We start from the raw sequence: 24,004 nt of genomic DNA on the forward strand, positions 1-24,004 counted from the left end.
TCATGCGCTAACAAGATCTAGATTGTGTAGGATCATTCATGCGTTTCAAAATTATTACATAGAGAAATGGCAGAAGAGCAGGCAACAATTAAGGACACTCAAACCCTCGACGGCGGCACCTATGAGATCATCCAGGGCCGTTTACAGAAACAAAAGACCGAGCTGCAGGAGCGTTTACAAAAACTTAATGTAGAACGCAAAGAGGTTTTTGGTTCTCTGGAGACCAAATTGATCTCTACAGACCGTATAAATACAGAGAATAATTGCATTGCCCGGGACATCATCTCCCTGGGAAATACCTGTGTGTTTGGTTACAACGTGCATTTCGGTTTGCGAACCGAGATTAGTCTTTCAGATGTTTTTAGTATCTATGAATTCAGGGACAATCGCTTTGAGCCTAAGCCGCTAGATATTTTGCAGGATGAGGTTTTTGTGGCCGACTTTGCCAACCTTTACAAGTATTACCGCAACACCATTTTCTCTAAGTTTGCTGTTATTGGGAATTACCTTCATATGGTTTTTCAGCTTAGTGACAGTGCAACAGATATTAAGACTTTCAAATGGCTCATAAGGGACAACACTCTTCAATATATTGATAATCGTAGTGAAACAGAGTACAAATTCAAGCCTCAGCACGAATTCAAATGGCTTGAGGTAACCCGGGATATGCATCGCTACGGCGTGCATTCTCATGTTTCTATTCTGGATAAGGTTTTTGTAGAAACCATTGGAGGTGATCTTACCATTAAGATCGAGAACAACACCCAGGACGGAAAAGGAATCCTCGATGAGCCGGTGGAGCATCAGGACCAGACTTTGGACGACGGGCAATACAAATTCGCCAATTTAGGCAACCTTATCGCTTTGGAAATAAAGCCATTTCAGGAAGCGCCGCGGTACTTTGTATACAACCATAAGCTTAAGGAAGTCAAGAAAATTGAAAGCATCAAAGATTCCTGTATCCTGTTGCCAGACGATCAGGGAATTATTTTTCCTACCGGATATTACTTGCAAACCGGGGAGTACAAGATTCTCAACAATGAGATCCAGAATGTAAAGTTTGAGCAGAAGATCGCTTCTCCCAATGGCGAAGATTATCTTTATGTTTTCTATTCCCCCGGGGAAGGCCTTTACAACCTGATGTCTTACAATATCATCACCCAGGAGATTCAAACCCCTATTATTTGCAACGGATTTACAATTCTTAAAAACGGAGAGCTCTGTTATTTTAGAACTGAGAATGAGCAAACTAGGCACCACGTAATCCAGATCTGGCAAACCCCGTATTTATCAGGAGATTTTATGCCTTCACAGCACGAGGATACTTTGCTTTACAAAATTGGAAATAAAGATATAGTCAAAGCGATGGCCGAGGTGAACGGACTTGTAAATTTACTAAACAAAGAAGACAACTACGGCGGATTGTATCTGGATATCTCCAAATTTTCAAGGGACATTCTCGATTCCTATTACTGGTTGCCGGAGCCGGAAGCGCAGCAACTCAACGAGCCTATTGGAGAGATCAATAAAGCTGCAAATGCTGCGATAGATGAATTTGAGAAAGTTGTTCAGCTTAAGAAAAACGCGCAGGGACAAACCAAAGAGATCAGGGAGAAAGCACAGGCTATTTTTAGCAAAGTGAAAAGCTCTTCCTTCAAATCTATCAATGATTTTGTGTTGTTCTTAACCGAGTTGAGGAAGCTTCGCGGGGAGGCTATTAGCCTTAAGGATATTCGCTACGTAGATGCAGATTTTATTAAGCAGCTGGAAGAGGAGATCGCCCAACAAACTCAAAAAATTTCTGAAAAGTGCGTACATTTCTTATTGGATCAAAAAGCATTGTTACCTTATCAAAAGACCGTTGATGAAAAGCGGGCAGCTTTAGAAAAAGTCAACAAGGTCATAGAAGTAAAAAAACTGGAGGAGGAGGTAAACCAAATAGCGGCAGATCTTGAGATGTTGATAGAGATCGTTTCCAATCTCGATATTGAAGACACCGCGCATTCTACAAAAATCATCGACAATATTTCTTTGATCTTCGCGACAATCAACCAATTGAAAGCCGCACTGAAAAATAAGAAAAAAGCTTTGGGAAGTGAAGAGGCACGTGCCGATTTTGCAGCTCAATTAAAGCTTATAGACCAGAGCATCATTAATTACCTCGATATTTCATCAACACCTGAAAAGTGTGACGAATTCCAGACAAAGATCTCGATACAGCTGGAGGAACTTGAAGGAAAATTCACAGATTTTGAAGAATTCATATCTCTAATAATTCAAAAGCGGGAGGAGGTTCACGCAGCCTTTGAAGCGAGAAAAAATTCTCTTGTTGAAAAGCGGAACAAAAAAGCCCTCGCCCTTCAAAATGCTGCAGATCGGATTTTGAAAGGAGCCATTTCTAAAGCTGAAAGGTTTTCAACAGCCTCAGAGATTCACGGGTATTTTGCTGCAGATCTTATGATCAATAAGGTTCGCGACATCATCAAACAATTGGTGGAACTGGAAGATAGCGGGAAAGCTGAAGAGATAGAGACCAGCCTGAAAACCGCCAGGGAAAACGCGCTGCGAAAACTAAAGGATAAACTCGATCTTTACGAAGATGGCGACAATGTGATCAAGCTGGGTAAACATAAGTTTGGAGTGAACAAGCAGCCCCTGGACCTCACCATCGTTTTAAAGGATGGCACCCCGCATTACCATTTAACTGGAACTGATTTTTACCAGGAATTAAAAAACCAGGTTCTGCTGAATTCAACCGCACTGTGGGAGCAGGAATTTGTTTCTGAAAATCCGAAGGTGTATCGTTCGGCTTATCTCGCTTACAAATTATTCCGAAAGATTCCTCAAGCAACCTTGCTGGAGTCATCAGAAGAAGGGCTGCTGAAAATCGTGCAGCAGGAAAGCAATAGCGATTATACTGAAGGTTATATTAAAGGTGTTCACGATGTAGATGCCGCCAAGATCCTCCGGGTGCTGGTTCATAAAGATTATGAACTAGGACTACTCACTTATTCGCCAAAAATAAGAGGACATGCACAGTATTTCTGGAACAGCTTAACCGCTGAAGTTCGCAAGAATTTAGACCAGACTATGAAGGCTTCAGGAGAAGTATTGAGCATTTTTCCCAATACGCGGGAATACGATTTTCTGATCTCAAAGCTGAGCGGGCACATCTGTAACTATTCAGAAGGATCAGGTTTGTTTTCTTCAGAATTTAGTGAAAAAATAGCCGCTTATATTTTTGAAGAGCTACAAAGTGATAACGATTTTGTACGCAGTAGCGTTGCTTTGTTTTTGAAAGAAGATTTTTTAAAGGCATTGAAAGAACAACAGGCCGACCTTAAATTCAGGAAAAGTTATGAAGCGGAAACAACTTATGAAGGAAAGATCCGTTTGATCAAACAGTGGGTTTCGGCCTTTGTAAATAGTACGGAGCAACCTGAAACATTGGGAAAACCTTTGCTTCTCAATTATGTTGATGAGGTGGTATGCCTTATTATGTTTGAAGATGGATCTGTTTCTAAAACCAAAGCCGTATCTCCCGGGGAAACCATACAGGGATTAAGCGGGGATCATCCAAGTTTTCAGGATGGGGTTTTTAATTTCAATTACCACAGTTTTGAAGCTCAACTGGAGGAGTTTGTAAATAATAACATTCCTGCTTATAACACTTTTAGAAAGGCAAAAAACGAAGTGACCAAACAGCTCAAGGAAGACCTGAAACTCGAAGAGTTACAGCCAAAAGTGTTGACTTCCTTTGTACGAAACAAGTTGATAGACCAGGTGTATTTTCCATTGTTTGGAGATAATCTTGCAAAACAATTGGGAACAGTGGGGGATAAGACCCGAACAGACAGAAGCGGAATGCTGCTGTTGATCTCACCCCCTGGCTATGGAAAAACTACGCTTATGGAATACATTGCAGATCGTCTTGGCTTGGTATTCATAAGGATCAACGGCCCTGCAATTGGTCACGAGATCACCTCAGTAGATCCGCTTTCAGCAACAAATTCTGCAGCCAGGGAAGAGCTGAAAAAGTTGAACCTCGCCTTTGAAATGGGGAATAATGTGATGCTTTATCTTGACGATATCCAACATTGCAACCCAGAGTTCTTACAGAAATTCATTTCTCTATCTGATGGTACCCGAAAAATAGAAGGGATCTTCAACGGGAAATCAAAAACCTATGATCTGCGCGGAAAGAAATTTTGCGTGATCATGGCCGGAAACCCATATACTGAAACCGGTGACAAATTCAGGATTCCCGATATGCTTGCCAACCGGGCAGATATTTACAACCTGGGAGATATCATTGGAGATACCGGGCACTTGTTCAAGCTAAGTTTGATCGAGAATTCGCTTACTGCGAATCCGTTATTGCAGCAGTTGAGCAGCACCCATTTTGACGATATATACACGCTTATTGACAGGATCGAAAATAATACTCAGGACACCCAACTTACCGGAAGTCATACCGCCCAGGAGGTGCAGGAATACACCTCGGTGCTTAAGAAAGTGATTGCCATAAGAGATACTGTTCTTAAAGTAAACGCTGCATATATAAATAGCGCCGCTATGGAAGATGAATACAGAACACAGCCCACGTTTAAACTTCAGGGTTCCTATAGAGATATGAACAAGCTGGTGAGCAAAGTAGTACCTATTATGAACGACAAGGAGCTGGAGAGGCTTCTGCTTTCTCACTATGAGAGCGAATCGCAAACCCTCACTTCTTCTGCAGAAGCCAACCTTTTAAGATACAAGGAGCTTATAAACCGCCTTGATGAGACAGAGCAGGAGCGGTGGAAAACCATTAAGGAAACCTTTGTGAAAAATAATAAGCTGAAAGGTTTTGGAAATAAGAATGAAATGGCGCAGGTGCTCTCGCAGATGATGCAGTTTTCAGATAATCTTGAAGGAATCAAAAAAGTATTGGAAAGAGGTTTGGAGAGGAATTAACAACAGATCTATGTTCACATTCAACATAAAATATTTTCTCTTTAATTTTTATTGTACCATTTAAATCAAATTGATAAAGAATTTCTTAATAGATGATTATCATTATTTGAAACCATTTATATAGTAAGAAGTACTTCGCCCTCCACCTTCCTTGGTGAGAATACCTTTGTCACAAAGATCTTGTAAATCCCTTGTGGCTGTTGGTTTGGAGGTTTTGTTCAAGGAAACATATTTTCTGGCATTCATTCCACCATCAAAACCTTTGGGGCCAGATTTGAGCATACGTCGAATAGCTTTCTCCTGTCTTTGGTTTAATTGATGTTTATTACGGTCAAAAAACTTAGTTTTTTTAAGGGTAAACTCAATCAGGGATTCGGCATCTATCTGAGCAGAAATAGTAGTCTTTACAAAGTAATTGATCCACTGAGTAATTTCATTTGATCTTTGGGCCAGTTGCAAAGCAGCATAATAGTTTTTCTTTTTTCCTTCCATTGCTTTAGAAAGACTCAATAATACAGGCCGGTCCATATACTGTGAAAGAGCTTTTTCTGAAATGGCTCGTCCAATACGTCCGTTTCCATCTTCAAAGGGATGGATTGTTTCGAAATAAAGGTGTGCAATAGCAGCACGAAGTATTGGTTTTTTTATTTCCATTTCTCCTCCACGAGCGGTTTGGTTAAACCACTGGATAAAGCGTTTCATTTCTTTGGCAACTATTTTGGAAGGAGGAGCTTCGTAATGTATTTTTTCTTTTCCCATTGCTCCCGATATCACCTGCATTGGTTCTTCGTGAGTTCGCCATTGTCCAGCCTGAATTTTGGGGTTTCCCTTCATTAACAACTTATGCCAGCTGAAAAGGTTTTCTTTAGTAAGATCTTCTTTAAAAGTTTTTTGGGCATCGATCATTAATTCTGATATACCTTCGGCAGTTTTATCTTTTGAAATAATATCGGTTTTTAATCCAAGATTCTTTTTAATAGATGACATTACATCTTTCCTGCTAAGATATTCTCCTTCGATCTCTGAAGTTTTGAGAGCTTCGGAAACCAGCAATTCTATAATGGCTTCACTCTTTGTTTCTTCCGGTAAACCTTCGAGGATACCATTAATCTTTCCCGTTCTTTGTGAATAATCATAAAGCAAATCTTCCACCTCTTCAGTAGAATATTGAAAGTTTGGCCAATCTGCCTGTTGCCAATTATACTTCATGAGCCGATTATATATTTTATTCGGCTCAAATATACAAAATAAATGATTTGATTAAGGAGCTTATTCGGCTCATAAGTTTCCAGAGCCCAAAAAAGCTTTTCACACTCTATTAGAGTGATAAAATTTCTTAGAATCATGGCTAACTTATAAACCTTGAGGTGATTTAAATTCTTTTTGCTCCTTTCTAGTGATTAAACCCGAAAAAAATTAAATAGATTCACCTCTGTAATAATCTAGTACTTTTAACCTAATTAAATACTCATATTTGGCATTTGCAAGATTGATTCTGGCACGGTCAAGATTGTTTTTACTTATTATATATTCCACAATATTGGAAACCCCATTTGTAAACCTTATTTCATTTACTTCATAGGATTGCCCATAGGCATTTACCTGATCTTGGAGGATAAAAAAGTTTTCATAAGCGGCTTCCATATCATTGTGAGCCTTTTTGATAGCCTGCAAAAATTGGTTTTTAGTGTTTTCCAATTCAAGTGTGGCATCTTCTAATTGAATCTTCTTGATTTGAACATTCCTGTTTGCCCTAAAACCATTAAAAATGGGAATATCGACTGCGACCCCAACTACCGAGTTTAAATTATTTTCGAACTGATCTGAATAAGATATTTTTTCCTCTGCAAATTGAATTTGGTTAGTTGTTACAGGAAAAATCACATCGTCCAAAGTGACAAATTGCCCGGTTTCAACAAGTTGAGTGCCCGTCTCGTTGAATAACCTGGCGACACTGGAATAATTAGTGTTCAATTGTGCAAAAAAAGAAATATCAGGGGCAAATAGCGAACGGGAAACTGCTACATCTTCCTCTACAGCCTGTATTCTCAAGCGTTTTGCTTCAAAAGTCGCCAGATTTTCTAAGGAAGTTTCGTACGTTTCCTCAGGGGATAAACGGAACTTCTCCAGTTCTGCAGAGACTTGAAAATCTTGTATGTTTATTTCAGAATCTACATTTAATAGTTGGCCTAGCTCAAGTTTAGACTGATAAAGGTTATTTTTAGCATCCACTATAATAGATTGGTCGTTATTTACCTGTCCCCTAATATCAGTATAATCTGCTGGGTTACCCTGGCCTTGTTCATTCAGAATTTTTAACCTGTTGGTTTGCTGCTTGGTGCTTTCCAGTCTTAACCTCGCCAATTCTAGAAGATCCTGATTGTTCAAGACCTGGAAATAAGCCAGTGTAACTTCAAGAATTAGCTGTTGCCGTTCAGCTTCAGCTTCAGCTTCAGAAGCTTTCATGTTAAACCGGTCTCTTTGGATGGAATTTCTGAGTTCAAATCCGTTGAAGATCTGTGCATTTAGACTAAGACTGGCGTTGCTAAAATTTAATTTTTGGTCTATGAAGTCGTTGGTAAAAGGATCGATACTCCGACCATTATTTACACCATAATTGTACCTACCATTTAAATTAGGAAGCACTTCAGCCCGCGTTCCCTTGAAATTGAGTTTTGCGGTTTCTGCCTGTAAGTGTGATCTTTTTAGGTTGATGTTATTCTTTAGTGCAATCTCAATACTTTCCTTCAGTGAAAGTTTATCTGTAGGAGTTTCCTGCGAATAAAGATGAATTGAAAGTAGGAATGATAAAATGATGATGAATGTTCTCAAAATTGAAATTTTTATGATTTTTGAACGCTTCCGTCCAGAAGGTTGATGATTCGTGAGCCATAAGCCGCATTACTCTCAGAATGGGAGGCCTGAATAATAGTAACCCCTTCTTGATTCAATTCCTTGAATAGCTGCATGATCTCGTCGCTTTGTTTGGAATTAAGATTTCCGGTAGGTTCATCGGCAAGAATTAGCTTCGGCTTAATAATTAACGCCCTGGCAATACCGACTAATTGCTGTTGTCCGCCACTTAGTTGATGCGGAAAAAGGTCTTTCTTTCCAACAATGTTGAAACGATCAAGAATATCTGCTACTAGAGCCTTTCTTTCTGAACTTTTTACTTTTTTATACAGCAGCGGAGTTTCAATATTTTCATACACCGTTAGATCATCCAACAGATGGTAAGCTTGGAAAATAAAACCGATGTTTTGATTGAAAATGTCAGTTCTTTTTTTTGATTTCAAATTATGGATAGCTTCATCTTCAAAGTAATATTCTCCTTCATCAAAATCGTCAAGCATGGCGATGACATTAAGCAAAGTTGATTTTCCCGAACCGGAAGGGCCCATGATGGAAAGGAATTCGCCTTGTTCCACGTTTAGGCTTAGGTCATTCAGTAGAAAAATTCGTCGTCCACCTGATTTTACCCATTTATAGATATGATTTAGTTTTAGCATTAGTCTTTTATTTTTTATTATTATTAATTTTCTACTTTTTTTTGGTCAATGTCCGCAATCCGCGGACAAGGGGGCTTATTCCGTTTTTAAACTTTTTATGGGGTTTACGCTGGCAGCTTTATAGCTTTTAATGCTGATGGTCAAAAATGCAATTCCTATGGTGATACCCGCAGCCAAGAGGTAAAGCCACCAGTGAATTTCGGTGCGATAAGCAAAATCCTGTAACCATTTGTTCATTAAATAATAACTAAGTGGGAAGGCGATTAAGAAGGATATTCCTACAAGCTTTAGAAAATCTTTCGAGAGCAGTGCAACGATCTGGGATGCTGAAGAACCCAGCACTTTTCTAATCCCAATTTCCTTAAAACGCTGTTCTGCCGTAAAGGTCACCAGGCCGAATAATCCTAGGCAGGCAACAATAATGGTAAGAATGGCGAAAAGGCTGAGAATAGTTCCCATTTTTCGTTCTTTTAAATAAGTGTGATTGTAAGAGTCGTCCAAAACACTGTAATCAAAACCTTCTTTTACATTGTAAGCATTCCAGCGCCCGTTGAGGTTTTCAATAAGCCCCGACATATCGGCAACTTTGGAGCGGATGATGATACCGCCGTATGGATTGTATTTTAAAATAAGGGGTTCAATTTCCTGGTGTAGCGATTTAAAATTGAAGTTTTTAATAACGCCAATTATCGTCATTGTTTTTAGCCCATCATGCGTATCACGTTGAAAAGATTTTTCGATAGGATTTTTTTTGAAGCCTAGAATTTCCACGGCTTTTTGGTTTAGAATTACCTTATCGGACTCAGCTCCAAAATCTTCTGAAAAATTTCGGCCTTCCAATACTTCCATGCCCATGGTGGGAATATAATTTTCATCTACATTATAAAATGACATTCTGCGTTGAAATTCGTTGTTTTTGAAGATTCCGCCAACCTCGTTATCACTTTCGCCTGCAGGGACAAATGCTGAATGTGTTACATTTTCCACCAGTGGATTATTTTTAATCTCGTCTATAAAATTATCTTCATTATTCCCCAGCAGATATGAGTTTCTAACCACCAAAAGCTGATCCTTCTCATAGCCTAACTCTTTATTTTGAATAAAATTCATCTGCTCTTTTACTACCAGGGTTGAGAGAATAAGTCCTGCTGAGATCACAAATTGAAAAATAACGAGTCCGCTTCTAATTCCGGAGTTTTTTCCGCTACCAGAAAATTTAGATTTTAGAGCACTCAAAGGATTGAAGGAGGAAAGGTAAAATGCCGGATATCCGCCAGCAATAAAACCAATAATAAGGATAAGACTAAAAATAGCCAATATCACTTCTGGAGAAAGCAAATATTGAAAATTCAAATCCTTCCCTGCTAATTGATTGAAAATAGGAAGCGACATCGATACAAGAATGATGGCCAGAAAAGCCGCAAGAAAAGTCGAGATAAACGATTCTGCCAGAAACTGATAAATAAGTTGTTTTTTATTGGAGCCAAGCACTTTCCTGATGCCTACTTCTTTCGCCCTTTTCGATGCTGAAGCCGTTGCCAAGTTCATAAAATTAATACAGGCAATCACCAGCATAAAGATCGCCACCGCACTAAAAATATAGACATATTTAATATCGCCGCCTTGTTCCAGGGTGGTGGAATCAGAAAAATCGGAATGCAAATGAATATCTGTAAGCGGTTGCAGGAAAAGTCCAATTTCATTCTCTTTGGTGAATTCAGTAAAAGTCATCCCCAAAGCTTCTTTTAATTGCGGGCCCATATATTTTTCAGAAATAGCCGGAAGCTTTGATTCAACAACATCGATATCTGCACCTTTTTTCAAAACTAAAAAGGTAAAAAAATCAGATTCCATCCAGCTTGTCTTTTTTGCCTGTGCATATCCCAATGTGGAAACGAGGAGATCAAAATGAAAATGGGAGTTTTTGGGCATATCCTCCATCACACCAGTAACTAAAAGGTTTTCATCCCTATTAGTTACCTTCAGCATTTTACCTATGGGATCTGTATTTCCGAAGGTATTTTCAGCGAAAGATTTGGAGATGACGACGGTGTTAGGTTTATCCAGCGGCTCAGTTTTAGCACCCTGAATAATTGGAAGGGTGAATACTTCAAAAAAATTAGGATCTACATAAGCCAGGCTGCTCTGGCCATAATAAGCACCGTTGTATTCTATACGATTATTATATGATTTCGCCAGTCTGGTTGATTGGGTAACTTCGGGAAGATCATTTTTAAGAACCTGTGCAACGGGAGCCATCACCACGGCTTCTTTCATTTCTTCCCCGTTTACATTTGCCCTAAAGACTACGCGAACGATCCTGTCTGCTTTTTCATGAAAACGATCATAGCTCAGTTCATCAGACACATAAAGCATGATCAACAGGCAGGAAGCAATGCCAATAGCCAAACCGGCAATATTGATAGAAAAAATACCTTTATTTTTGGTGATATTTCTCCAGCCGGTTTTTATATAGTTTTTGATCATGAGTTTTTATTTTATACCTGTAAGGTTCTAGAAACCTTGCAGGCCTGTTGGATTATTCCGTTCTTAGATTTTTCACCGGATTTGCAATGGCTGCTTTAATAGCCTGAAAACAGACTATAACCAAAGCAAGGGATACTGCAAATACACCGGAAAGTAAAAATACTTGCCATTCAATTTCAGTTTGATATGCAAAATCCTGAAGCCATTTATTTGCAAGATACCATGCAACTGGTGATGCGATTAATACTGCTAAAGCTGTTAGTTTGATGAAATCTTTTGATAGTAAAGTGGTTATCTCCAAAACACTTGCGCCCAAAACCTTTCTAACTCCAATCTCTTTAACTCTTCGCTGAGCCGTGAAAGTGGCAAGGCCTAAAAGTCCAAGCCCTGCAATTATAATAGTCAAAATAATAAAGAAACTGAACATTCTGGATAAGCGCTCTTCAGATTTGAAAAGAGCATTGAATTTATCATCCATAAATTGATAATCAAAAGGTGTTTCAGAATCGTATTTATTATAACTATCTGCTAAGCTTGAGATTAGTCCTTGCAAGTTTTCAGTGTTACCATATTTTATGTATAAAAAGCCTGTTCCAGAAAATTGATCTCGCTTTGATACCTTAAGCCCCAAAGCATCTATAGGATTCTCCAAAGAAGCATAATTAAAATCTTTGACCACACCAACGATTTCTTGAGGACTTCCCGCCAATTCTATGAATTCTCCTCTTGGATCTTGGCTAAGCTTGAATTTTTCAATTGCCGTTTCATTTATTATTATTTTCTTACCTGCAGTTATTAATTCTTCGTTTGCCGGTTTAAATCTCCATTTTACATCCAGAACGTTCAGGAAGCGATTATCAACCTGCATAAGTGGAAGTGCTAATGACTCTGTTTTTTCAGTAGAAGCATAGAATATATCGTATCCATCATAAATTTGATTATTTGATATTGCAGTGTTTTCTACTCCAGGATTTTTTTCAATCTCATTCCTAAATGCCTGAGAATTATTCCCCATGCTCTTTTGAAGTGGTAGTATTAAAATTTCTGAACGATCTAACCCAGTATTTAATGTTTTTAGATAATCCATTTGTTGTTTGATGATAATCCCGCCAATTATTAGAACTACTGCTACAGTAAATTGAACAGTGGTACATGTTTTTCTAATTAAATTCCTACCAAATTTTCCCTGCGATTTCTTTCTGAAATTTTCTATAGGATTAAATGATGACATTACAAATGAAGGATAGATACCAGCCAGTAGAATACTCACTACGTAGATTGCACCAAGAATTATTAAAAATATGGGATGGAAAAAGAACCCGCCGTCAATTTCAATATTTAGGGAATTGAAAAATCGTTTTTCAAGAGAATAGCTCAAGATTCCGGCTATTATAAACGATATGCTGACGTATAATGCAGATTCCGCATAAAACTGAAGTGCGATATTTTTTCTGTTGGCACCATTTACTTTCCTCACAGCAACTTCTTTTGCCCTGGAATCGGATCTTGCGGTAGTAAGGCTCATATAATTGATTAGTGCAAGAAGTAAAATAAATAGGGCGATAAGAGGAAATAATTCCAGATATTTTATTCCGCTATCAAACTTTGATTTTAGATGCTTGTCTTCTAATGGAGCCAACAAATATTCATCTTTAGATTGCGTACTAGCCTGCTTACTTAGCTTTTGAGCAGTTTCGCTAACAGATGCTACATTTTCGATATTATCCAGTTTTAGAAAAGTTGCGAAAGATCCACCCTGAAAAATTTGAGAACTGAAATTTCGCTCATTCTCCTTCATTTTTTCCATGGTGGCAATGGAAGTGATAAATTCGGTTTTAATGCTGGAGTTTGATGGGCTGTTTTCAACTACGCCGGTAATCTGAAACTGATAAGTGCTATCTTTTATAATCTCAAGCTTTTGACCAATAGGATCCCTCTTTCCAAAATATTTTTTCGATATTTCTTCGGAAATCACCAAACTGAATGGTCTTTTCAAAACCATTTCTTTATTTCCCTGAATAAGATTGAAAGAAAAGAAATTGAAGAAATTCTCATCGGTATAAAAGAAGTTGGATTCAGAATAACTCTGAGGTGTTCCTTCTGTAGTTTTTACAATTACCGGTTTGTATTCAGAATTTATACGTAATCCTGCTTCTACGGATGGAGATTTTTCAACCAAGTCACCTGCAACTACGGGGCTAAAATTCTGCATAAAAATGGTTTGGTCTCCAAATTCAGCCTTGCCCTCTAATTGATATATTCTTTCTGAATCTGCATGAAATTTATCATAACTATATTCATGCGACACGTAGAACATAATGAGTATGCATGCCGATAAACCAAGGGACAGACCTCCGATATTTATAAAACTATAAAGCTTGTTTCTGCGGAGATTCCTGAATGCTATTTTGATATAATTTCTGATCATTGTTCTTATATTTAGAAAATCTCGGGGGTCTTGTTTGTTATTCAGCCCTTAAACTTTTTACTGGATTCTGCATAGCGGCTTTTATTGTTCTAAAACTAATGGTGAAAATGGCAAATCCAATAGCAAGAATCCCCGCAAACAGGAAAATCCAGATATTCAGCTCCATTCGATAGGGATAATTTTTCAACCATTCATCACTGAAATACCAGGCAATTGGTGTTGCGATCACAAATGCAATGCCAACGAGTTTCAGAAAATCTGAAGTGAGCATCACGGTAATCTTCCCAACACTGGCGCCTACTATTTTTCGTATTCCTATTTCTTTTCGGCGTTGAGATACAACCAGCAGGGAAATAGCGAAAAGTCCCACGCAGCTTAAAATGATGGCAATCACAGATCCGCTGGTGATCATCGTGGTCATATTTCGCTCTTTTTCCAGGGTTCGGTTTATATTTTCATCCAGGAAAGAACCCAAAAATTCAGCATTTGGTTCTATCTTATTCCAGGCCAGTTTTACTTCATTAAAAGAATTGTTTAGGTTTTGAGATGCTACTTTCACATAGCCATAGCGTAAATTCCACTTTGGTTTCAGGAAAATAGTGAGGGGTTCAATTTCTTTGTCGATTGACTGAAAATTATAATCTTTCACCACACCAATAATCGTATACTGAAGACTGTCATCTATAGCAATATTTGAACTCAAGATTTCCTTCTCATTTAACTCTCTGGCCATAGCTTCGTTAATAATAACAGAAAGCGTATCTGAAGGACGGGAAGCATCAAAACTTCTTCCATTAATTAATTCCAGGTCCACAGTTTCCGGATACTCATAATCCACCATAAGGATATTGGTTTTAACCACTCTTCCTTGGTGTTCAAAACCTATTATACTGGAAGTAGTGCTATGGTCTTTTCCGATTCCCAGGATATTATTGCTGGCGCTTATATTTATTATTTCGGGTTTATTCTGAAGTTCATTCCGAAGCAATTGCATAGTCCTGAAATCATCTTTTTTTCCGTTGAGCGGAAAAGAGATCACCTGTTCTTTATTAAAGCCGAGATCTTTATTTCTCATAAACTGAAGCTGGTTCCAAAGTACAAGCGTACCGCTAATCAGAAGTATCGCAATGCTAAACTGAATTACGATCAATGTATTCCTCAACCGGTTGCCACCATTCAAATTGATTTTTCCTTTCAGCGCTTTTAAAGTTCCAAGCTTACTGAGCAACAATGCGGGATATCCGCCGGCGATAAAGGTGATAAGTGCAACTGCCGAAATGAAACTAAAGATGCTCCAGAAACTGATGACATTTTCAAACGAAGCACGGGTATTGAAAAGCGTTTGAAAAGGCTCCATAAGCAATTTTGCCAGGAGTAAACCCAATGATATCGCACCAATGAAAACAAGAATGCTTTCTCCCCAAAACTGGAAGAATAACTGAGCTCTCCCGGCTCCAAGTGTCTTGCGCATACCAATTTCCCGCAATCGCTGAGAACTCTTTGCAATGTTCATATTTATAAAATTCACACTGGCAATAAACAAGATCAAAAAGGCGATTCCCAGGATTAAGTATGGATAGGTTCTGTTCACTGTGATTTCACCATTCCCGATTTCTGCAAAATTCAAATTCTTTACGGATAAAAGTCGCTGCTGGATATATTGGCCTTCCTTACCTGGTTGCGCACCATCCCTTTTGGCATTGCTAATATCATTGGCATAATGGAGATTTGAAAAATCGCGGGTAGAATTTTCAAATTGAGTAGGGGAGATCCCTTCAACCAGTTGCATATAGACCTCGTGGTTGGAATTATCCCATCTGCCTACATTGCGTCCATAAGCATGTTCATTCTGACTTGTAAAGTTCAGAGCAATATCGAATTCAATATTGCTTTCCACAGGAAGATCTTTAATTATAGAAGTTACGGTAAATGGAACCTCCTGTCCATCAATAAAAATATTAAGCGAATTCCCAAGGGCTGTTTCGTTGCCAAAAAGTGTTTTTGCTACTTTTTCGGTAAGGGCAACTTCAGATTTGCCTGAAACTGGATTTTCATCTCCCTTTAATACCGGAAAAGTGAAAATTGCAAAGAATTCAGGATCTACAAAAGCCGATTGTAAATGAACTTGATTTTCGCCTATACTTACCAGAACGCCACCGCTGCTGAAACGGGTGATTTTTTCCACTCCCGGAACTTCTTCTTTTAGCGCACTTGCAAATGGCACCGGATTCGCAATTCCAGCCTCAGGCCCTTTGGGGGTATATTCTGTATGGTAAACCTGGAAAATATTATCTGCATTTTCATGGAACTTATTGAAAGAAAGCTCAAAAAGCGAATAAATGGAAAGTAGGATCGCTGCCCCAAACGCTACTGAAAGTCCAAAAACATTTAGAAAAGTAAAGGTCTTCTCCTTCCAGAGACTTCGCCAAGCGATTTTAAAATAGTTCTTGATCATGATGTCTGCTTTAAAAATGGTTCACTTATTTTATATCTATTTTATTTTACTGATTTTCACTCCACCTATATTCAAGCCTTTCTTTATTTTGGCATCTCCTGTATATTCAAGAGAGGCTTCGCCATATGATGTGATTTTGATTTTTTCTGAAGCATTAATTTTAAACTCCGCTTCACCATAAGCCGTGATTTTGGTTTCTTCATTGGCTACGGCCAAGGCATTGACCTTACTTTCTCCGTAAGCGGTATATTTTTGATTTTGAATGTTTCCAGATTTAATTTCCAAAACACTTTCGCCATAAATAACTGTGTGAAGTTGCTTTAGGTTCACTTCATTTAGATATATATGCGATTCCCCGTAGATTTTCAAATTGAAATCATTTCCTTTCAAAATACTTTTGCAAACAAGATTTTCTTCTCCCTTAACCCAAAGATCCTCCAAGTTTTTATAAGTAATCGTAGCGGTTACGATAGTTCCTTTATAGATTGGGCGCTTCATTTTTATCCCATTTTCATAAACGTTTTCTTCCTTGGTAATTTCTTTGGCATCCTCTAGATATATGCGCAGGGTTTTGCCATCCACTTCAATATTGAGTTTATCATCGCTTACTTTATTACTTTCAATGGTTACTGTTTCTTCAGCTCCTTCAACCAATGTTACCTGTATATGCGGACTCACAATCACTTTATCGAAATGCTCTACTGCCATTACATTTTGGGAGAAAACGGTTTCAGTAAATAATAAAGTGAGCGTTGTTAAAAAGAAAATTAATTGTGTCATAATTTTTGTTTTTTAATATTATTCTGTCCTTAAACTTTTTATGGGGTTAGCAATGGCAGTTTTTACCGTTTTTATACTAATGGATAAGAGTACCAATCCAAAGACTAATAGTATAGGAAGAATAAACAACCACAAGTGTAAATCGATTTTGAACGCAAAATTTTTCAACCAATTCTGAATTAGCAAATAACTGATTGGAACACTTAGTAAAACTGAAAGCATCACCGTTTTTACAAAATCCTTTGAAAGTAAAATCAAAATATTTGTAGTGCTAGCGCCAATTACTTTCCGAATTCCTATTTCCTTTCTTCGCTTTTCAACCGAAAAGGAAGCGAGCCCCAATAGTCCTAAACATGCTACTAGTATAGAGAATGCGGTAAGTATCATAAACACATTTTTAAAGCGATCATCAGCTTCAAATTGCTTGTTGTATTCCTGATCCATAAAAAAATACGAGAAAGGTGCCTCAGGATAAACTGCATTAAAGTTTTCCTTCACCTGTGCAACATTATCGCCTGATGAACCTCCATTAAACTGTACTGTGGCAAGACTTCTAAAATTGTTATTGAATATATGGATCATTGGCAAAAAAGGTGATTTGGGTGATTGCTGATGATAATTTTTCACTACTCCTTTGATCGTCCATTCATTACCCCAAAAAGTAAGTTTTTTATTTACTGCATCTTCTGGAGTTTGTATGTCCCAATGTTTAAGTGCCTCTTCATTTACCACAACCTGACTTTTTTCGGGAGTAGTGCCTTCATCAAAGTTAGTTCCTGCTAGCATTTCGACATCTAACAATGGAATATAGTCCTTGTCGATAAACGTGATATAAAAATTGTGGTATTGCTCTGGAGTAACTCCTGTTATATGAATGTCGGCCGTTGTAGACAAAGAAGCAGATGGTTGACCTGGGACAGTATGCGATAAGGAAACGGCATTTATATTTGAATTTGCTAGTAAGCTTTGCTTAAATACCGAATAATTTTCAGAAGAATTTTTTGTAGGTGCTTCCACAATAATACTACGCTCCACATTAACCCCCTTATCCAAACCTCGCATATATTCAAGTTGTTCATTTACGGTAAACGTTTGGATTAATAAAATAATGGTTATCGCAAATTGAAAAATCACAAGGCCTTTTCGCAAGAACGTTCCTTTAATTGAATGTGAAAAATCACCTTTTAAAACTGTTGACGGTTTAAAGGACGATAAAATAATGGCAGGGTAGAGCCCAGAAAGAAGTCCTCCCAATACAATGAAGGTGAAAAGAAGAACCCAGAAAGTTAGATTTCCGAAGAGCACAAAATCCTCTGGTAATCCTGAAAGGGAAAGAAAACTAGATTTCCCTATCCAAACGAGTAATAATGCAAGGCCTCCAGCAAGAACATTTATAAGTAGAGATTCTACTAAAAACTGAAGTCTAAGTTGAGTAATGGTAGATCCCATCACTTTTTTAATCCCCACTTCCTTTGCTCTATCCAAAGCCTTTGATGTGGCTAAATTTATATAATTTACATAAGCACTTATTATTATCAATAAGGCCACTCCCAAAAGAAAGAAAATAGATTTGGCATCCCCATTGGTCTCAGGTTCGAACGTCTTTTTTGAATATAAGTGAATATCTTTTATTTTTTGACCGATAATTTCTTCGCTTTTTATTTTTTTTTCGTCAATTAATCGTTTGTTAAAAGCAGCTAAAGAAGTAGTGAAATGCTTGTAATCTGCACCTTTCACCAACTTTACATACATATACGAGTTGTTGTTATTCCAATTTTCATCCCTTTCTCCGTGACGTTTTAACATCTCGGCATCCGCAAGCATTGTTGGATAGGAAATAAGCATATCAAATTTCAAATGTGTATTTGGGGGGCTGTCATGGGTAACTCCAACCACATTATAAAGTATGTCCTCTGAACTTCTAGGTGATTTAATAACTTCTCCCACAACATCAGTCCGGTTAAAATACTTTAAGGCTGTGGATTCGGTAATTATGGCTTGGTTGGGTTTTTTGAATAGATCTTTTTCACTTCCATGTATCAGCTTATAATTAAACATCTTGAAGAAATCGGCATCCACGGCATAGAGATCTTTCATAAGAAACTGCTGCTCTTTAATCTGCATAGGTGAGTTTGGTTCCCCGATAGCATAAACCCTCGAATAGGCTTCCACCTCGGGCACTTCAGACACCAGTTTTGGGCCAACGGGAGGGTACATTTCGCTATCCTGTGTTGTAACTGAGTTTCCTGTCATAAGGTTTAGAGTAAGTCGCACAACTCTATCTGCATTAGGATGTGTATTTTCATAACTTCTTTCAAACTGAACATACTGTACAATAAGTAATGTAATTGCAAAACCAGTTGCCAAACCTATAAGATTAATAAGCGTAAGACCCTTGCTTTTAACGAGACTCCTCCATGCTATTTTAAAGTAATTTCTGATCATGTTTTAAAAGTTAATTGTTAACCCTATCGTTTTTTATTTACTGCCAATTTATTCTCCATCTGTTAGTTAGCGGGCTTATTCAGTTCTTAAACTTTTTATAGGATTGGCTAGTGCCGCTTTGATACTTTGGTAACTCACTGTTATTATAGCGATGCTTATTACTAAGATTGCTGAAAAGCTCATAATTTCCCAGCCTATCTGTATCCGATATGAAAAATCCTCCAACCAGATATTCATAAAATACCAGCCAAATGGTAACGCTATTATAGTAGCGATGGCCACAAGTTTTAGAAAGTCTGTTGTTAACCCATAAGTAATCTGGCTCACGCTGGCTCCCAATACCTTACGCACTCCTATTTCCTTGATTCTGTTTTGGGCATTGAATGCTGCCAGACCAAAAAGACCCAAACAGGCGATAAAAATTGATAAGCTTGTAAATACAATAAAGATGCTACCCAGGCGACGCTCCTCTTTGTAGGAGGTTTCAAATGCGTCATCCATAAAGCGATAATTGAAAGGCTGACCAGGAACTCTCTTTATCCAAATGCTTTCGATGCTAGCAATGACGCTGGCGAAATCATCTGTTTTCAACTTGATGGCCATGGATCCCGTAGATCTTTTCATGAATAGTCCCAGCGAACCTATATTCTCTCGCAGGGATTCATAATGAAAATCTTTAATGACACCTATGACATGATAAAATTCAGGATTTTCACGTTCCACTTCTTCGGTAATTCTTATTCCAAGAGCTTCTTCTGCACTTAGACCTAGCGTTGCTAATGTCGATTCATTGATAATAACGGCAGTAGAATCTGCGGCAGATTGACTATTGAAATCGCGACCGGCGATTAACTCCAGACTTAGCGTATTTAAATAATCGTCATCGACTTCCCAAGTTTGCATCTGGATGGCATATTCCTGATCCATGGCGCTTTCCCTAAAATAGGAACTGTTAGATCGTGAGGATGGAGTAGGCATGAAGCTGCTCAATGTAGCGCTCTTGACGGCGCTCAAGTTGAGAACATCCTGTTTAAAAACATTTAGCTGTTTTCCAGCGGCATATGTGTCATTGATTACTAAAACCTGTTCCTTGTCAAAACCCAAATCCTTGTTTTGTATAAACTCCAATTGCTGAAAAACCACAAGGGTTCCAACAATCAAGAACACAGCAACGCCAAACTGAAATACAACTAGCATGCTTCTAATATTCCATTTGCTACTATTCTTCATTCCGTTTCCCTTAAGTGTGTCTACTGGAATAAATCGAGATATGACAAAGGCTGGATAACTGCCAGAAAAGAGTCCTAGAAGTATAGTGATGAGTAAAATCGCAACATAGAACAAAGGTTCTGTAAAAGGTATGCTAATATTCCTACCAGCTAGATCATTGAAAAATGGTAATGCAATAAACGCTATGACAATGGCTATTATCATTGAGGCAAAAGCAACAAGTCCAGATTCTGTTAGGAATTGCACTATTAATTGAAGCCTGTTGGATCCCAGTGTCTTGCGTATTCCTACTTCCTTACTTCTTTTTAGGGAATGAGCAGTGGATAAATTCATAAAATTTACGCATGCTAGAAAAATTAGGAAGAAACCAATGAATGATAAAATGTAGACGTTTTGGATCGTTCCTGTCTCGCCCATTTCATTCTGATTGTCAGAATACAGATGAATATCAGTCAACGGTATGGTGTGGAATTTTATATAATTTCCAGACGCCGCAAAGGAATCTGCGGTCATACCTGGAAAGGTTTTTTTAGCCCAAGGCAACACATATTTTTCAAGCAAACCATCGAGTTGCAGCTGGAAATTATCCATGCGGGTCTCTGGTGCTAGTTTGACAAAGGTGTAGTAGTTGTTGCCGCCCCAGATATTTTCTCGAGAGGCCACGTTTCCAGCCATCGCCATAAATATGCTGTAATCCCCGAGAAAGGAGTTTTTGGGAAGATCTTCCATCACACCAGTGACCATATAGGTTTCTTTATTATTTAATAGAAGACTCTTGCCAACTACATCCACACTGCCGAAATGATTTTCTGCAGCCGTTCTGGTCATGACCAGTGTATTGGTTTCCTTCAGTGCTGTTTCGGTGTTTCCGTTAATGAGCTCAAGCCCAAACATGTTGAAAAATGTGGAATCCACATATGTGGTAGAAAGTTCTTTGATATTGGCCGTTTTATCACTGCTCCTCAATAGATTACTCCCGAGAGTTCTAAACCGAACGGTATTTTCAACCTCGGCAAAATCCGTTTGCAAGGTTCCGGCCATCGGCGGAGCAGCTTCAGCGCTCTTAATCTCTGCCCCACCAAATTTTATGTCTGTTTCAATTCGATAAATGCGGTCTGCATCTGCAAACATGTTATCATGATTAAGCTCTTCATAGATGTAGAGTGCGATTAATAAACCACCAGCCATTCCTATGGCAAGCCCTAATGTATTGATCAAGGTAAAAAAGGGTTGCTTTTTTAGACTTCTAAATGCTATTTTGATATAATTTCTGATCATGATTATTCGGTTCTAAGGCTTTTTACAGGGTTTGCAATTGCTGCTTTTATAGCTTGAAAACTTACCGTTAAAAGCGTTATTATTAATGCAACAATAACGGCAATCATAAACACCCACCATTCAATAGTAATTCGATATGGGAAATCCTGTAACCATTTTTGCATTATGTAGTAAGCAAGTGGTGAGGCGATTATAAACGCAATGCCCACCAAACTTAAAAAGTCCTTGGAGAGAAGCCTAACTACATTTTGAACGCTCGCTCCAAGTACTTTACGAATACTTATTTCCTTTTTCTTTTGTTCTGCCACAAAAGAAACAAGCCCGAACAGGCCCAAACAACTTATCAAAATTGCCAATGAAGTAAAGACAACAGATATTTTACCTAAGCGTTTTTCTTCGGCATATAATTTTTCAACCTCCTTATATACAAATGTGTAATCAAAAGGGGTATTTGGGTTAATTATTTTCCAGGAGCTTTCAAGCTTGTTTAAAAGAGCCTCATAATTCTGTGTTTCGGCTTTTAAAATGATCCAACCAGGTTGCGTTTCATTAAAGAGCAACACGGGGGCTATTTCTTCTTTTAGGGAAGCAAAGTGATAATTACCTGTAACGCCTACAATTTCAAACTCATCAACTTCACCTTCGTAGGTTTGTAGAAGTTTTGATCCAACAGCTTTATTCAGCGGAATGTTGAAGGCATCAATGGTGGCTTTATTTACCAGAACCTGAATGCTATCATTGGTACGGAGCGTACGTCCAATAAGTAAAGAGGTTCCAACGGTGTTGAGATAGTTGGGGCTAATCCCATCGTAATGCACCAGGGTTTGATCTGCCGGATTTCCCCCTGGAATTGTCAATCCCATATCTCCCATAATAAATTCTGAAGGATAATGGTTACTTCCAGAAACTTCGGTAACACCAATAACTGTTTCAAAATTCGATTTTGTAGCATTGAAATTTTCTGAAACTTGCTGTGTTCCCAAACGCACTGCAATAAGATTGTCCTTATTGAACCCCATATCCATTCTCTGGGAATGTTTTACCTGTTGGGTAATAATGATGACGGAAGAAATTAACCCAATGGAAACTACAAATTGAAAAACCACCAAACCTTTACGCAGGTTTCCGCTACCTAAATTCAAGCTTACCGATCCTTTCAAAACTTTAATCGGTTTTATTCCCGAAAGGATGATTGCGGGATAAAGGCCTGCAATAAAACCAGTAAGGATTCCCAAGCTTAAGATTGATGCTAAAATCTTCAAGTCAAATAAGGCTGAATAGTCTATATTGCCTTCTGTTAATATATTTAAAAAGGGCAATGCTAACGCAGTCAAAGGAATACTGATTACTGAAGCAAAAAGGGATAGTAGTATAGATTCCCCTAAAAATTGCCGTATGAGGGTTCCCTTATTCGCACCAATAGCTTTTCTCACCCCAATTTCTTTGGCTCGCTTGTTGGCACGTGCCGTGCTTAGGTTGATAAAGTTGATACATGCTACTAATTGTATGAACAATGCCAAGATGAGCAGAATATAGAGATAATTGATATCTGAAACTTTGTCAATCTGGTTTCGAATTCCTTTTGAATACAAATGAATATCGTTAAGCTTTTGTAGAAAGAGGGATTTATTAAAACCTACCGCAGCCAAATCCTTTGCTCCATGCTGTTGTAAAAAACTGGGGAGTTTTGACTCCAAAGCTTCAGCACTGGCACCTGGTGCCAGTTTCAAGTAACTAAGAACGAAATTTTGTGTGGCAAAGTTTTGAATTTCTATCACTCTTTCCCCGGTTCCACCGGAATTCATCGTCAATATATAGTTTGGATTTAGGTGTGTTTTACCAAAGTCATCTTCGAAAACGCCTTTTATTCTCAGGGTCTGCTCTTCCTCGCCACTTCCCAGAACCAAGGTTTCGTTTAGCGCCTTTTTTGTTCCAAATAGTTTCTTAGCTAATGTTTTTGAAAGTACAATGGAATTGGGTGCGTTTAGAGCTCCCTCAGGTTTTCCCTCGATAAAAGGATAATTGAACAATTTAAAGAAAGTGGAATCCGCCAGATAGCCGCGAGACTCGTAGTATGCTTCGTCACTATCCGAAACTCTTACCAGCGATTCATTCCCTTCCCCAAAATAAACTATGCGACACACTTCAGATACTTCCGGAAAGTCTTCCTTCATTGCAAATGCTATAGGAGGTGAAGTGCCGGCCGAAGGATTAGTGTTTTCGTTTTCATCGATAACGGTTTTTATCCTGTAAATCGAGGAGGAATCTTCAAATTGTTGATCATAACCGAACTGTGCGATAACATATATAAGGATACTTAAACAGCATACCGTACCCACCGTTAAGCCTAGTAAATTAATCCCTGTTTGTAGCTTGTTTTTCCAGAGGTTTCGCCATGCGATTTTAAAATAATTCCTAAACATGATGTTCGTT

At 38.3% G+C, this 24,004-nt stretch carries 11 protein-coding genes; 1 reads left to right on the plus strand and 10 read right to left on the minus strand.

Annotated features, from left to right (window positions below):
* Window positions 1-66: 66 nt before the first annotated feature.
* Complete coding sequence (locus ES724_RS09060; protein WP_146932281.1) at window positions 67-4,959, plus strand: DNA repair ATPase; 4,893 nt, start codon at window positions 67-69, stop codon at window positions 4,957-4,959.
* Between the two features lie 102 nt (window positions 4,960-5,061).
* Here the strand turns inward: ES724_RS09060 and ES724_RS09065 are convergent, their stop codons facing one another.
* The 10 genes from ES724_RS09065 to ES724_RS09110 form a co-directional block, all read right to left on the minus strand.
* Window positions 5,062-6,168, minus strand: a complete 1,107-nt coding sequence (locus ES724_RS09065; RefSeq protein WP_146932283.1) for a Fic family protein — start codon at window positions 6,166-6,168, stop codon at window positions 5,062-5,064.
* Window positions 6,169-6,375: 207 nt separating this feature from the next.
* Window positions 6,376-7,791, minus strand: a complete 1,416-nt coding sequence (locus tag ES724_RS09070; protein WP_146932284.1) for a TolC family protein — start codon at window positions 7,789-7,791, stop codon at window positions 6,376-6,378.
* Between the two features lie 11 nt (window positions 7,792-7,802).
* On the minus strand, window positions 7,803-8,468 hold the full coding sequence (locus tag ES724_RS09075) for an ABC transporter ATP-binding protein (RefSeq protein WP_146932286.1): 666 nt from the start codon (window positions 8,466-8,468) through the stop codon (window positions 7,803-7,805).
* A gap of 75 nt (window positions 8,469-8,543) precedes the next feature.
* Window positions 8,544-10,955 carry an ABC transporter permease gene (locus ES724_RS09080; RefSeq protein ID WP_146932288.1) on the minus strand — a complete coding sequence of 804 codons (2,412 nt, stop codon included), beginning with the start codon at window positions 10,953-10,955 and terminating at the stop codon, window positions 8,544-8,546.
* 52 nt (window positions 10,956-11,007) lie between these two features.
* The gene (locus ES724_RS09085; RefSeq protein ID WP_146932290.1) at window positions 11,008-13,383 is read right to left on the minus strand and encodes an ABC transporter permease; all 2,376 of its coding nucleotides are present in this window, start codon (window positions 13,381-13,383) and stop codon (window positions 11,008-11,010) included.
* A 37-nt stretch (window positions 13,384-13,420) separates the two neighbouring features.
* Window positions 13,421-15,838, minus strand: a complete 2,418-nt coding sequence (locus ES724_RS09090) for an ABC transporter permease (RefSeq protein WP_146932292.1) — start codon at window positions 15,836-15,838, stop codon at window positions 13,421-13,423.
* Between the two features lie 36 nt (window positions 15,839-15,874).
* Window positions 15,875-16,618, minus strand: coding sequence for a head GIN domain-containing protein (locus tag ES724_RS09095; RefSeq protein WP_146932294.1), 744 nt, complete (start codon window positions 16,616-16,618; stop codon window positions 15,875-15,877).
* Between the two features lie 18 nt (window positions 16,619-16,636).
* Complete coding sequence (locus ES724_RS09100) at window positions 16,637-19,063, minus strand: ABC transporter permease (protein WP_146932295.1); 2,427 nt, start codon at window positions 19,061-19,063, stop codon at window positions 16,637-16,639.
* A gap of 75 nt (window positions 19,064-19,138) precedes the next feature.
* Window positions 19,139-21,571, minus strand: coding sequence for an ABC transporter permease (locus ES724_RS09105; protein ID WP_146932297.1), 2,433 nt, complete (start codon window positions 21,569-21,571; stop codon window positions 19,139-19,141).
* Window positions 21,572-21,573: 2 nt separating this feature from the next.
* Window positions 21,574-23,994, minus strand: coding sequence for an ABC transporter permease (locus ES724_RS09110; RefSeq protein WP_146932299.1), 2,421 nt, complete (start codon window positions 23,992-23,994; stop codon window positions 21,574-21,576).
* Between the last annotated feature and the right edge of the window lie 10 nt (window positions 23,995-24,004).

Source organism: Gillisia hiemivivida (genome assembly GCF_007997295.1).
In the GTDB taxonomy this organism is placed as follows: domain Bacteria; phylum Bacteroidota; class Bacteroidia; order Flavobacteriales; family Flavobacteriaceae; genus Gillisia; species Gillisia hiemivivida.

Bases quoted from the DNA above. Each gene is read 5' to 3' on its own strand.
- ES724_RS09060 (WP_146932281.1), top strand. From the start codon at position 67: ATGGCAGAAGAGCAGGCAACAATTAAGGACACTCAAACCCTCGACGGC.
- ES724_RS09065 (WP_146932283.1), bottom strand. From the start codon at position 6,168: ATGAAGTATAATTGGCAACAGGCAGATTGGCCAAACTTTCAATATTCT.
- ES724_RS09075 (WP_146932286.1), bottom strand. From the start codon at position 8,468: ATGCTAAAACTAAATCATATCTATAAATGGGTAAAATCAGGTGGACGA.
- ES724_RS09080 (WP_146932288.1), bottom strand. From the start codon at position 10,955: ATGATCAAAAACTATATAAAAACCGGCTGGAGAAATATCACCAAAAAT.
- ES724_RS09085 (WP_146932290.1), bottom strand. From the start codon at position 13,383: ATGATCAGAAATTATATCAAAATAGCATTCAGGAATCTCCGCAGAAAC.
- ES724_RS09090 (WP_146932292.1), bottom strand. From the start codon at position 15,838: ATGATCAAGAACTATTTTAAAATCGCTTGGCGAAGTCTCTGGAAGGAG.
- ES724_RS09095 (WP_146932294.1), bottom strand. From the start codon at position 16,618: ATGACACAATTAATTTTCTTTTTAACAACGCTCACTTTATTATTTACT.
- ES724_RS09100 (WP_146932295.1), bottom strand. From the start codon at position 19,063: ATGATCAGAAATTACTTTAAAATAGCATGGAGGAGTCTCGTTAAAAGC.
- ES724_RS09105 (WP_146932297.1), bottom strand. From the start codon at position 21,571: ATGATCAGAAATTATATCAAAATAGCATTTAGAAGTCTAAAAAAGCAA.
- ES724_RS09110 (WP_146932299.1), bottom strand. From the start codon at position 23,994: ATGTTTAGGAATTATTTTAAAATCGCATGGCGAAACCTCTGGAAAAAC.